Source organism: Paenibacillus sp. Marseille-P2973 (genome assembly GCF_018101095.1).
GTDB classification, from domain to species: Bacteria; Bacillota; Bacilli; order Paenibacillales; family Paenibacillaceae; genus Fontibacillus; species Fontibacillus vini.
Map to the genome: position 1 here is coordinate 12,813 of NZ_JAGQEH010000006.1, position 13,874 is coordinate 26,686.

The following is a 13,874-nucleotide window of genomic DNA, read 5'->3' on the forward strand; positions in this document are numbered from 1 at the left end:
AAAGTTCCCTTCTATATCGGGGATATTTTAATCACCACAGTAGAATCCCCTCCCTCATCTGCTGTAGTGCTTCAACAAAGTTTTGAAGATAGTGCTGCCGGGGGATGGGCTAGGCTCTCTTGGGGCACCAGCGGTGAAGTTTCCGTTATTGACGGTATCGCCTCCGCTGGCACTAAATCATTAAAGTTTTTTAACCGGGCCAATGAGAAAGCAGTTCCTGCTCTCGCCCTGACGAACATTGTCAAATCCGATCGAAAATACGACATTTCTCTCAAAGTCAGACTCGGTTCGGATTCAGGCAATTTCCATATCGCCTCTAAAATAGATTCCGACTTGCTCGAAAACAAGTATCCCTGGATCGTTGGAAATAAGGTAGTAAACGCTCTTGAATGGACCACATTTGAAACTAAAGGCTACGAGATTCCATCTAACACCAAGGAAGTCATTATTTACGTTGAACCGGCCGAAGGCAATATGTTGACCTCGGATATTTACATCGACGAAGTGATCATCACGGATGTCACGCCGGGCGGGACTAACCCTCCGGAAGTTGTAGACAAAACAGGCATATCCGCCGACTTTGAAGATGGCCTGGATGGTTTCAAAGCACGGAATGGCCGGGAAACTGTAGTACTTTCCAAAGAGGACAACCATACTTCTGACGGCAGCCAGAGTCTCCTTGTTACTACTACAACCCAATATGATGCTGCATTGGTCGACGCCGGCGGTAAAATGGCCAAGAACCACCAGTATGAGCTGTCGGCATGGGTAAAAATGAAATCAGGCGAGGCCCCTACCACTCTGCGCATTAGTGTCCAATACGCAGACAGCGGCTTTGCAAACGTGTCCCCGAACGTAACCGTAACCGATCAACAATGGGTAGAACTGAAGGGCAAATATACTCTTACTACTACCCCAACCGTACTCAATGCTTATGTTGAGACCGCAAATAATGATGGAGGCAACCGTACCTTCTTTCTGGATGATTTTAAATTGTCCTATTTGGGGCCGGTAGCTGCGGCGCCTCCGATTCAAGAAGGACTTCCTAACATAAAGGATGTTTACACTGACGATTTCCTGATTGGTAATATTGTTAACCCGGGAAGTTTTGACGAGAATCGGCTCAAGCTTCTGAAGAAGCACCACAATGTCGTCACGTTTGAGAACGATATGAAGCCGGACTATGCCTATAACAGCAATAGAGTGTTTGACTTTACCGCAGAAGATGCCCTTGTCCAGAGAGTACAAGATGCAGGCCTTGACTTGCACGGACACGTACTCGTATGGCATGCGCAGTCACCTGAATGGCTTCATACCGCAGCCGATGGTCAGCCATTGAGCCGTGAAGAAGCTCTGGAAAATTTGAGAACACATATTAAAACCGTAGTAGAGCACTTCGGTGACAAAGTGATTTCCTGGGACGTTGTCAATGAAGCGATGAACGATAACCCGGCGAATCCGCAAGACTGGAAAAAGGCATTGCGCAATTCGGGCTGGTTGAAAGCCATCGGCGATGACTTTATTGAGCAGTCCTTCCTTGCGGCCAGAGAAGTCATTGATGAAAATGGCTGGGATATCAAGCTCTACTACAATGATTACAATGATGATAACCAGAATAAATCCACCGCCATCTACAGCATGGTTAAAGAACTAAATGAGAACTATGCCAAGACTCATCCAGGCAAAAAGCTGGTTGACGGGATCGGCATGCAGGCCCACTACAATCTGGGCACCAGAATAGACAATGTTAAGAGTTCGCTCGAGCGCTTCATTTCCCTGGGCGTTGAAGTCAGCATTACCGAACTGGACATTATGGCGGGCTCCAACTCTACGATCACTGACAAAGAGGCGCAGCAGCAGGCATATCTTTATGCCCAATTGATGGATCTCTATAAGAAAAACAGCGACCATATTCCGCGTGTAACCTTCTGGGGATTAAATGACAGCTCGAGCTGGAGAGCCGAGCAGAATCCAACCCTGTTCGATAAGGATCTGCAAGCGAAAAAGGCTTACTACGGGGTAATTGACCCCGAGAAGTACATGGAGGAAAATCCGCCTCAAGGTATTGATGCCAAACAATCCAAGGCGTATTATGGAACACCGTCTATTGACGGGTCTGTTGACAGCGTATGGAGCAGTGCTCCCGAAATGAAGCTGGATACGAAACAGATGGCCTGGTCAGGTGCTTCAGGAACAGCCAAAACGCTATGGGATGACAAAAATCTGTATGTATTGATTCAAGTCATAGACGACAAACTGGACAAATCCAGCGTTAATGTCTGGGAGCAGGATTCGGTCGAAGTATTCGTCGATGAAAACAATGCTAAAACGACCAGTTATCAAGACGACGACGGACAGTACAGAGTGAACTTCGACAACGAGACTTCATTCAATCCGGCGAAAATCGCTGAAGGTTTTGAATCCAAAACCTCTGTGTCCGGCACGAATTACACGGTTGAAATGAAAATCCCGTTCAAAACGATTACGCCGGCCAACAATGCCAAAATCGGCTTTGATGCCCAAATTAATGATGCCAAGAATGGCGCTCGTATCAGTGCCAATGCATGGAATGACCCTTCAGGCCAAGGGTACCAGGACACATCGGTATTCGGGGAAGTTACACTTGTTGGCAGCCAGACTCCGATTCAAGAGGATCTTCTTAACATTAAGGACGTGTACGCCAACGATTTTCTGATTGGCAATATTGTTAACCCGGCAACTTTTGAAGGAAATCGGCCTAAGCTTCTGACGAAGCACCACAATGTCGTCACGTTTGAGAACGATATGAAGCCGGACTATGCCTATAACAGCAATAGAGTGTTTGACTTTGCCACAGAAGATGCCCTTGTCAAAAAAGTACAAGACGCAGACCTTAAACTGCACGGACATGTCCTTGTCTGGCATGCGCAGTCCCCTGAATGGCTTCATACCGGGGCCGATGGTCAACCGTTGAGCCGTGAAGAAGCTCTGGACAATCTAAGGACCCATATTCAAACCGTCATGGAGCACTTTGGTGACCAGGTAATCTCCTGGGATGTCGTCAACGAAGCGATGAACGATAACCCGGCGAATCCGCAGGAATGGAGAAAGGCATTGCGCCAATCCGGCTGGTACAAAGCAATCGGGGATGACTATCTCGATCAGGCATTCCTCGCCGCCAGAGAAGTCCTCGATAAACACCCGGACTGGGATATCAAGCTCTACTACAATGATTACAACGATGATAACCAGAATAAATCCACCGCTATCTACAGCATGGTTAAAGAACTCAATGAAAACTATGCCAAGGATCATCCAGGCAAGAAGCTGGTTGACGGAATCGGCATGCAGGCCCACTACAATCTGGGCACCAGAATAGACAATGTCAAGAGTTCGCTCGAGCGTTTCATATCCCTGGGCGTTGAAGTCAGCATTACCGAACTGGACATTATGGCTGGCTCCAATTCTGTACTCACTGACAAGGAAGCGACGCAGCAAGGTTATCTTTTTGCCCAACTGATGGATCTTTATAAGAAGAACAGCGATCATATTCCGCGTGTAACCTTCTGGGGGCTGAGTGACGGAACCAGTTGGAGAGCCGAGCAGAATCCGGTGCTGTTCGATAAGGATCTGCAAGCGAAAAAAGCTTACTACGGGGTAATTGACCCCGGGAAGTACATGGCTGAAAATCCGCCTGAAACCATTGATGTCAAGCAATCCAAGGCATATTATGGAACACCGTCTATTGACGGGTCTGTTGACAGCGTATGGAGCAATGCTCCGGAAATGAAGCTGGGAACGAAACAGATGGCTTGGTCAGGTGCTTCAGGAACAGCTAAAACGCTATGGGATGACAAAAATCTGTATGTATTGATTCAAGTCAACGACGATAAACTGGACAAATCCAGCGTTAATGTCTGGGAGCAGGATTCGGTCGAAGTATTCGTCGATGAAAACAATGCAAAATCAACCAGCTATCAAGACGATGACGGACAATACAGAGTGAACTTCGACAACGAGACTTCATTCAATCCGGCGAAAATCGCTGCAGGTTTTGAATCCAAAACCTCTGTTTCCGGCACGAATTACACGGTTGAAATGAAAATCCCGTTCAAAACGATTACACCGGCCAACAATGCTAAAATCGGCTTTGATGCCCAGATCAACGACGCAAAGAACGGCGCACGTATTAGTGTAAATGCATGGAATGACCCTTCGGGTCAAGGGTATCAGGACCCGTCTGTATTCGGGGAACTCACCCTCCTCGGCAAATCGCCCGGCGGCAACAATGGAGGAGGCAATAACGGCGGCGGATCCGGTGGCTCTGGTGGCTCTGGCGGTTCGGGTTCCGGAAACTCCAATTCCGGAAACAGCGGCTCCGGTACGCAGCCTGGCACACAACCCGGCACGGTCAACAATAACAATGGGGTTGTAACCATCAAGCCTACTGTAAAGGTTGAGAACGGAAACGCTTCGGCAACTGTATCCAGTGAAAGCCTGAATCAGGCAATCGGGCAGGCTTTGCCGGGCGCAAATGGCAAAAAGCAGATTGTTATTGAAGTACCGAATCAAGCAAATGTGCAATCTTATGTTGTTCACCTGCCGGCTTCAAGTCTGCAAAGCAATAACAATGTTGAATTTGTGCTCAAGACGGAGTACGCAACCCTTCATGTACCATCGAATATGCTGTCCAATATGACGGAGGAAGCCGGGCAAGTCTCCATTCAGATCAACAAAGGTTCTGCGAATGACCTGAATGCCGATGCACGTGGAAAAGTGGGCAGCCGTCCGATCGTCGATCTTAGCGTGAAGGCTGGCGACCGTGTCCTTGCCTGGAACAATGCTGCGGCGCCTGTAACGGTATCCTTGCCGTACACCCCTGCCGCACAGGAACTTGCAAACCCGGATCAAATCGTGATCTTGTACATTGGCAGCCAAGGGCAGGCAACGGCCGTGCCAAGCGGAAGATACGATTCGAAGACAGGCTCGGTTACATTCACAACCACCCACTTCAGCACTTATGCTGTAGCTTATGTAACCAAATCTTTTGCCGATCTACAAAACACGGCGTGGGCGAAACAAGCCGTTGAAGCGATGGCGGCCCGCGATATTATTAAGGGAATCTCTGATGAGAACTTCGCCCCTAAGGCTTCCATCACGAGAGCAGACTTCATCACCTTGCTTGTCAGAGCGCTGGAATTGAAAGGCTCTGGCGGAAATGCAGCAGCCTTCAGTGATGTTCAGCCAACCGCTTATTATGCGGAAGCCTTGGCTATCGCGAAGGAGCTTGGAATTGCTTCCGGATTTGATGACAACACCTTCAAACCAGGCAACAGTATTTCCCGTCAAGATATGATGGTCCTTACGGCAAAAGCCCTGAAAGCGGCCGGTAAGCAAACTGGCGGGCAAGGAAACCTGGATCCTTTTTCGGATGCCGCAAGCCTTGCCGCTTATGCCAAGGACAGCGCTGCTTCTCTCATAGGAAGCGGAATTGTCAACGGCAAGGACGGCAAAATTGCACCAGCGGATACATTGACCCGCGCAGAAGCGGCGATGATTCTGTACCGGATCTGGGAGCTGTAAATTGGTTTAAAAGCAGTTGATTCTTCAAAAAAGCTGCCCCCGTCAGTTCAAGACGGGGGCAGCTTTTATATTTTATAAGCCCAGGTATTCCAGCCAGCCCACTCGTCCGGCATCATCCTCTTCCAAAAAGTCAGTATAGAATCCGTAGACGCCCATCCGCTTGAACTTCAGGATCGTTTTGGGATCGTTAATGGTATGAACATATGAGGGAACGCCGATCTTGTTCAGAGCAGATACCAGGTTTTCATTCGCCCGGGTCTCGGACATGGTAATGGCCGCGAGCCCCTTTTCCTTGGCAAAACGCACAACCTCGTCATCCGAATCATGGGTCTGATAAAGCGTGAAAATCACCGATTCAAAAGGATAAATATCCTCGATCGCATCCCACATCGACTGATAATAAATTTGCGGCACGATCCGCTCCAATAATGCAGGGTCCTTCTGTTTGGCGCTCTCGACGATTTTGGTGAAAATCCGGTCGATCTCCTCCGGCTCGATTTGCTTCGTATCGGTTACGAGATACATATCGGGGTGCTGCTCCATCAGATCAAGGATATCGTCCCAGCTGAGCGGCTCATACTTGCCCATGATCTTGGCGTTTTTAAATTCCTCGAAAGTCCATACCGCGGCATGGGTGCCGGGATCCATTACTTTCTCTTGTCCCATCATCTTTGTAAAGCTCTCTCCCCACTCGTGCCGGGCGATGAGCTCGTCGTCCTTGCTGAGCAGCAGATCCGCCTCGAACACGCGGGTCCCTTTGGCATAATTGGCTTCAAAAGCCTCGAAGCTGTTGCTATACGTCAGCCCTTCAATCCCGCCCATGGCGTGCGCCACCATGCGGTGGGCCCTGAAGCCCTCGTACCGCGAGGCTTGAGGCCGGAAAAGGGTAACGATCAATATGATGGATAAACCTAGAATTAGTGCGATATAGTAGAGAGTTCTTTTTTTCATAGAAAAACATCCTGTCTGTAACTGGATCGAAGACCAGACTTATTAGTATGCACCCGTCCCTTTAACCACGATAGGAATTGTCTTAAAAATAATTTTCATTTCCAGCCCAAGGCTCCAATGCTCGATATAATATAGATCCAGCTTCACCCACTCATCGAACGGGAGGTCGCTTCTTCCGTTAATTTGCCAGAGTCCGGTAATACCCGGGCGGATATCCAACCGCCGCCACTCGTAGTCCGTATAAAGCTCCACTTCCTTAGGAAGCGGAGGACGAGGGCCGACCAGACTCATCTGTCCAAGCACGACATTCATCAGCTGAGGCAGTTCATCGATCGAATATTTACGGATAAATCGGCCGACTTTTGTGATCCGGGGGTCATTTTTGATTTTGAAGACCGGACCGTCCGCTTCGTTCTGGGTCGCGAGCTCCATCTGAAGCTGTTCCGCGTTATCGACCATGGATCTGAATTTGAACATATTGAACGGGGCGCCATTTTTACCGATTCGCCTTTGCTTAATGATCACTGGCCCCTTGGAGTCAAACTTAATGCAGATCGCAACCGCCGCCAATAATGGAGAGATCACGATCAATCCCAGGATGGACAGAACCAGATCGGAAGCTCTTTTCAAGATCAGATTCAAGCCTCGCAAAGGCGTCTTCACTAATTCAATGCATGGATAATCGTAAGCTTGGTCAAAGACTACGCCTGAGGTAACCAGTTCGAACATTTCCGGTATAATTTTGATGCGTACATCATATTTGCGAATTTTGGTGATCAAGTCATTGATCACTTTGCGTTCCGACGGAATCGTAATATAAATCTCGTGGATTTCATATTGCTGAAGCAATCTCTCCACCTGATCAATAGAGCCTAGTACATGCTCTTCACCTTTTTTGTAATCATCCAAAAATCCGACAAACCGGAACCCGTTCGTCTTCCCACTGAACAAATTGTCCCGGATTTCCTCGCCGACGCGTCCCGCGCCAATGATCAACACATTTTTGCTGTAAATATTAGCCCGCTTCAGCAGAAGCATGACCCCGAGCCGTAGAAGCCGCGATAAAAATGCACTAACCACGATGAGCACAGCGAAGGCAAAAATAACTAAACGGGAGTACACTATCCCTGTTTTCAAGAAGAAGATGAATCCTAAAGCAATTAAGAAAGAGAAAAACGTAGCTCTTCCGGCCTTCATCGTTTCTTCGATCAATTTGATGTCGCGATCCCATTTATAGAGCCCGTGATGGGTAGTATAAATCGCATAAATGGTGAAAATAACGCCTAATAACAGCAAGTAGTCCTTGGCCACCGGGAGCGTTTCCCAACGGTTCAGCAAGTCTTCTACGCTGTGAATTTTGTAATCCGGAAGCACCCGGATAAAGAACAGATACAAGAAGCTGGCGATATACAGCAAATATTCAACCCCGATTAATACCGTGTTCAAGAAAAACTCCAGCCGGAGCGTTCTTTTCTTGTAGGTTGATATATTTTCCGCAATCACAAGATTGGTGTTGGTCAAATTTTTATTTTTCATAGAGACAGACGAGCTCATGTTCACACTCCCTAAAAGCTATACACTTGCAAAAAATCCCAAAAAGAATACTTAACCTGAGAAGGTCCCCGTATCACCCGAGGATGTAGTTGCCGGCATATCTTTCTTTTTCATAAAAAAGGATAAACCGGACTTGGCCACCGCCATAGCAAATTGCACACCGATTCCCGCATAGATAGCCGCACTAACAAGCAGGTTATACTGTTTGCGATAATGCTTGTTGTAGAACAGTACCATCGAACGGTGAAATTCATAAATGATCTTCAGAGGCCGCCGCGGTGCGCTTCCCCCTTTATAGTGGACAATCGTCGTGCGCGGATAATAATAGTTGACCCAGCCGGCTTCCTTGATCCGGTAACACCAATCGGTATCCTCGGCATACATGAAGAAATCCTCGTCCAGCATCCCTACCTGATCGATCGTCTCGCGGCGAACCAGCATAAAAGCTCCCACCAGACAGTCTATCGGATACTCCTCGTCCGGGTCCAGGTAACTTAACTGATATTGATTGAACTTGGGCTGGTTAGGAAACCATTTGGAGAAACCGAAAGCATAATAGAAGGAAGCGGAAGGCGTAGGAAAACCGCGCTTGCAAGCCTTGTCCAACGAACCGTCAGGCAGGATCACCTTACAGCCGGAGGCTCCAACCTCAGGATGACCATCCATAAATGACAGCATAATCTCCAACGTGTCTTTTTGAATGATGGTGTCGGAATTTAATAGCAGAATATAGCGTCCCGAGGAAACCTTCATCGCCTGATTGTTGGCATAAGAAAATCCGGTGTTCTCCTCATTCACAATCATCGTCACCTGTGGATACTCACTCCGGATCCTTTCAACGGAATCATCATGCGAATGATTGTCTATGACAATCACTTCGAACTTGTACCCGGTCTCCGAGGCAAATACGGACTGCAGGCAGTCCAACGTTAACTGGCGCGTGTTGTAATTTACAATAACTATGCTCAAATCCACCGGCAACGCTCCTGACAAAATTAGTAATCTATCGACATTATAACATAATGAGAGATACTAGGGGATAAGGTGGATGGGAATGGATGGGGAGGCGGATTGAGGTATATATTGGGGTGTGTTATGATAACAATAAATAAGGGATCGGTTGCAGCCGATCCCCTGCACAATCACTGCTTTTAGAGCGGTCGGCTGCTCTTCTTGTTACTAGACTTTTTCTTTTGAATCTCCCCCCGCTTCTCTCGCAAGCGCGGCAACTGCCCCCAGAAGTCGAACCAGGCTCCTAGCACCTTCGGTTCCCTTAAAAGTATATATCCATGAACCGCAATCTCATAAGCCATAAGATACGGCAAGTTGCGGAGCCAGTTTGTTCCGGACAAATTCTTGTAGATCATCTTATAGCGGTTGATGAAGGAATGTCTGCGAATGAATAGAGGTTGGGCGCCACGACTTCCTTTTTTCCATCCACGTTTATGTACACCGACTGCTTCGGCACAATAATATCCCTTCCAGCCAAGAAGACCTGCTCTCCAAGCCACATCTACATCTTCTTTATATGCGAAGAAATCCTCATCATAAAACTCACCGTGAATCGAGATATCCTCAATCATTTTTCTGGAATACATTGCAGCAGCACCCGAAACCCCGAATACTTCTGCTGAATTCATCCACTGCTCAGCTGTTTCACCGGCTCCACGATCAAAGGCTCTCCAGATTTTATTCATAATCAGTCCGGTACTATCGATAACTCCAGGATCGCTTTGCAGAACAAGTCTGCCAGTTGCGCTCCCGATCTCAGGTCTCAATTCCATAATTTTGACCAAAAAAACGATATAGTCCGGCTCTAAAATAACATCCGGGTTTAATACCAGAACATAATCTGAAACGGAAAGTCCCATCGCCTGATTATGTGCCGGAGCAAATCCAGTATTGGCTTGGTTTTCAACGCAGAGAATCGATACTTGATTCCTCTCACCAAAAGAACGCACCCTTTCCAACGTATCGTCGGAAGATGCATTATCCACCACAATAATATTTTCGATCGGATAAGTCTGTCTATTTACTGCCTCAAGACACTGTTCAATATCCTCGGCACTATTATAGGTAACGATTTGTACGGTAACCGTTGGTTGCATCATTAGAGATCCTCGTCTTCTAAAATATAAAAGAAAAGAACACTATGTAGTTATAGTGTTCTTGATTCTTCATTTATTGTAACAAATAGGGCGCGGTAAACCAATCCTATATCTTGCTTATCGAGAGTTCCTTGATAAAGTCCCTCAAGCCATCTCGCCAAGGCCGTAAATCGTTAAACCCATTTGTACGAATAGAAATGTGCTCTAAGACGGAATTGCGAGGGCGGGGAGCAGGAAGTGGAAACTCTTCAGTGGTGCATGGATTAACCTGTACCGGAAAGTCCCTTCCCAAAATGATTCGCGCTTCCGAGAAAATAGCCTGTGCAAATTCAAACCAGGTACACGTTTCCGTATTGGAGGCATGGTAGACGCCATATTTCTCGGTTTGAATTAACTCTAGCAGAAATTCCGCCAAATCGACCGTGTACGTTGGGGATCCCTTTTGATCGTTTACCACTTTAAGTGAAGGCTGTTGCTCTCCTAACCGCAGCATAGTTTTAACGAAGTTTTTACCGTGAAGTCCATACACCCAAGAGGTTCTCACGATAAAAAAGGCTGAAGACAGATTTTGAACCAGCATCTCACCAGCCCGCTTCGATTTACCGTAAATACTTTGAGGGTTAGTATTATCGTATTCGTGATATGGAACGTCTGACATTCCGTCAAATACATAGTCCGTACTAATATAGCAGAACTTTGCTCCTACACGTTCACTGGCTAATACCATATTTCGGGTTCCCACAGCATTGACGGCATAGGCAGTATCAACTTCTTGCTCTGCCTGGTCAACGACCGTATATGCTGCACAATGGATTACCGCCTCAGGTGTATATTCTTGGATCTTTTCAAGACAGGCCTCAGAATCGGTAATATCCAACGTATCCCGATCACACGGAAAAACAAGATGACCTGCCATTTGAAGAGTGGAAACAACATCCGCTCCTAGCTGCCCGGCCGCTCCAGTCACCAATACTTTCATGCTTGATCCCTCATCCGGTCTCCATACTGCTTGGCGTAATATTCTTGGTAGGCTCCGGAAAGAATCCGGGTCCACCAATCTTGATTATCCAAATACCAACGAATCGTCTCTTTAATACCGGTCTCAAAGGAATGCTTAGGCTGCCAGCCAAGCTCCATCATCGTCTTCGTCGGATCTATTCCGTAACGGCGGTCATGCCCTGGCCGGTCCTTGACATAAGTAATTAATGTTTCCGGCTTGCCCAGTTCCTGCAAAATCGTCTTTACGATTTGAAGATTGGTCCGTTCATTGTTGCCACCAATATTATATACTTCCCCATTTCTTCCTTGGTGGAGGACAAGATCAATGGCGCTGCAATGATCCTCGACGTAAAGCCAATCCCGAATATTCAATCCGTCTCCGTAAATCGGGAGAGATTCGTCGGCCAATGCCTTGGAAATCATTAATGGAATTAATTTCTCAGGGAATTGGTAAGGGCCATAGTTATTCGAGCAGCGAGTTATATTAACCGGCAAACCGAATGTCTCATGGTACGCCCTAACGAGTAGATCTCCCCCAGCTTTGCTCGCAGAATATGGACTATTAGGAGCAAGCGGCGTAGTTTCGCTAAAAAGCCCTGTATCTCCGAGCGTACCATAGACTTCATCCGTGGATACCTGGACAAATTTCTTAATATTATGCTTTCGGGCAACATCCAATAAAACCTGTGTTCCAAGTACATTCGTCTTCACAAACACATCCGGCTCCAGAATGCTCCGGTCCACATGCGATTCGGCTGCAAAATTGACGATAATATCGACGCCTTGGCCCACCAGTTCATCCATAGCCTTTGCATCGGTAATGTCTGCTTTCACGAACGTATGGTTAGGGTTGTTTTCGATCGATTTCAGGTTTTCCAGATTCCCGGCATAAGTCAACGCATCCACATTGATGATCTGATATTCAGGATGCTGCTTAAGCATATATAATACAAAGTTGCTACCAATAAATCCGGCTCCGCCGGTAACGAGCAGTTTCATGAACGCGTATCCTCCCAGTCAAAATTCATTTCCGCATCCGCAAATAATGGATGATACCGATCCTTGTCCGACAACTGTGGTTCACCCACCGGCCAGTCGATTCCAAGTGCAGGATCATTCCATAGTATGCCACGGTCATGTTCAGGGGAATAGTATTCATCTACCTTATATAAAACTTGGGTGTTCGGTACGAGCGTGCAAAATCCATGGGCAAAGCCTTTGGGTACCAAAAGCTGGCGCATATTATACTCACTGAGGATAACCCCAACCCATTGCCCAAAGGTAGGGGATTTGCGCCGGATGTCCAAAATGACATCATAAATAGCACCGGAAAGGACACGAACCAACTTCGTTTGTGCCTTCGGATTCAACTGGTAGTGCAAACCACGGAGTACTCCCGGATCTGCTGAAAGTGATTGATTGTCCTGAATAAAGTCAAATTTCAGACCCAGAGAATGCATGATTTCTTGATTATAACTTTCCATAAAAAAGCCCCGGTGATCTCCATGTACCACCTGTTCAAGCAATGCCGCACCTTCCAAATTCAAAGGAATTTGTTTCATGTCGCACTTCCTCCCATTCAAAGCTTGAGCTTACCAAACTCTTCGCCAAATACGATATCTTTAGCTAATTCGTTGGCTCGCGCTAATGAAGCATGCGTTCCTGCATCCGTCCACCAGCCCTGCAATACATCGAAAGTAAGTTCTCCTCTTTCAATATATGCATTATTGACATCCGTGATTTCCAATTCGCCTCGGGAAGAAGGCTTTAAAGTTTTAATGATCTCAAATACCTTATGATCAAACATATAGATTCCGGTAACAGCATAGTCTGACTTCGGTCGTGCTGGTTTTTCCTCAATAGATATTATGCGTTCCCCCTGAATTTCGGGAACCCCAAAACGGGTTGGATCCGGCACTTGTTGAATCAAAATCTTTGCGCCGATCTTCTGTTCACTAAAATTAACGACGTAAGAAGAAATATCATCAACAAATACATTGTCGCCAAGAACGACTACCATCTGATCATTTCCCACAAACTGATGAGCTAAGCCAAGAGCTTGTGCAATCCCCCCAGCCTCATCTTGGACTTTATAAGTAAAGGATACACCCATTTGGTTGCCGCTACCGAGTAAGTTCACCACATCTCCCATGTGTTCTTTACCGGTAACAATAAGGATATCTGTCAGACCGGCCTGTTTTAACTTATATACAGAGTGAAAAATCATTGGATATCTACCAACGGGAAGTAGATGCTTATTGGTTACTTTTGTTAAGGGATAGAGGCGGGAACCTGTCCCGCCGGCTAGGATGATGGCTTTCATGAACATATCCTTTCATTAATCATATAATGTCCAACCTTTTCTCTTTCTTGAAGTGGCTTGCTGTAAAAAAATATTTCGGCTTACTTGCAGCTTTTGTTAAACCACTAACTTAATGCAAATCAATCAAGATTTCAAGGGAATTATCTTCTTCCGGCATTCCTTTTATAATAAAGGGAACAAGCCCCATAAGAGATGTATTGGTATTACTGTTAGCAGAGTAAGTCCAGATTATCGTCTAGTAGACCGAACATTATAAATCTATTAAAAATAAGAAACGTATTGGTTTAGTATAGTTACGGCTTTAATACTATAATATTTGTCAACTCCAAGAAGAGTTATTTGTCAGATTCATTAATTAGCAGCATGTTTATTATAAG

Annotated in this window: 9 protein-coding genes; 1 reads left to right on the top strand and 8 read right to left on the bottom strand. The window is 46.5% G+C overall.

The genetic code is table 11. The features are described 5' to 3' along the window. Positions 1-66: 66 nt before the first annotated feature. A complete protein-coding gene (locus tag KB559_RS14035) occupies positions 67-5,562 on the top strand; it encodes an endo-1,4-beta-xylanase (RefSeq protein WP_211022559.1) in 5,496 nt (1,831 codons plus the stop codon). A gap of 72 nt (positions 5,563-5,634) precedes the next feature. On the opposite strand, the gene KB559_RS14040 is transcribed toward KB559_RS14035, so the two are convergent. The 8 genes from KB559_RS14040 to KB559_RS14075 all read right to left on the bottom strand — a co-directional run bounded on the left by KB559_RS14040 (position 5,635) and on the right by KB559_RS14075 (position 13,497). Beyond that, a complete protein-coding gene (locus tag KB559_RS14040) occupies positions 5,635-6,513 on the bottom strand; it encodes a phosphatidylinositol-specific phospholipase C/glycerophosphodiester phosphodiesterase family protein (RefSeq protein ID WP_211022560.1) in 879 nt (292 codons plus the stop codon). Between the two features lie 42 nt (positions 6,514-6,555). Then, entirely contained in the window at positions 6,556-8,049 is a 1,494-nt protein-coding gene (locus tag KB559_RS14045; protein ID WP_211022561.1) for a sugar transferase, read from the bottom strand. A 69-nt stretch (positions 8,050-8,118) separates the two neighbouring features. Further along, positions 8,119-9,042 (bottom strand): glycosyltransferase family 2 protein, encoded by a 924-nt coding sequence (locus KB559_RS14050; protein ID WP_211022562.1) that lies wholly within the window; start codon positions 9,040-9,042, stop codon positions 8,119-8,121. A 176-nt stretch (positions 9,043-9,218) separates the two neighbouring features. After that, entirely contained in the window at positions 9,219-10,178 is a 960-nt protein-coding gene (locus tag KB559_RS14055; protein WP_348772923.1) for a glycosyltransferase family 2 protein, read from the bottom strand. A gap of 103 nt (positions 10,179-10,281) precedes the next feature. Continuing rightward, positions 10,282-11,154 carry a dTDP-4-dehydrorhamnose reductase gene (gene rfbD / locus KB559_RS14060; protein ID WP_211022563.1) on the bottom strand — a complete coding sequence of 291 codons (873 nt, stop codon included), beginning with the start codon at positions 11,152-11,154 and terminating at the stop codon, positions 10,282-10,284. Beyond that, the gene (gene rfbB, locus KB559_RS14065; protein WP_211022564.1) at positions 11,151-12,173 is read right to left on the bottom strand and encodes a dTDP-glucose 4,6-dehydratase; all 1,023 of its coding nucleotides are present in this window, start codon (positions 12,171-12,173) and stop codon (positions 11,151-11,153) included. Before rfbB ends, rfbD begins: the two co-directional genes overlap by 4 nt. After that, positions 12,170-12,736 (bottom strand): dTDP-4-dehydrorhamnose 3,5-epimerase, encoded by a 567-nt coding sequence (gene rfbC, locus KB559_RS14070; RefSeq protein WP_211022565.1) that lies wholly within the window; start codon positions 12,734-12,736, stop codon positions 12,170-12,172. Before rfbC ends, rfbB begins: the two co-directional genes overlap by 4 nt. A 17-nt stretch (positions 12,737-12,753) precedes the next feature. Further along, entirely contained in the window at positions 12,754-13,497 is a 744-nt protein-coding gene (locus KB559_RS14075) for a sugar phosphate nucleotidyltransferase (protein WP_211022566.1), read from the bottom strand. Positions 13,498-13,874 lie beyond the last annotated feature (377 nt).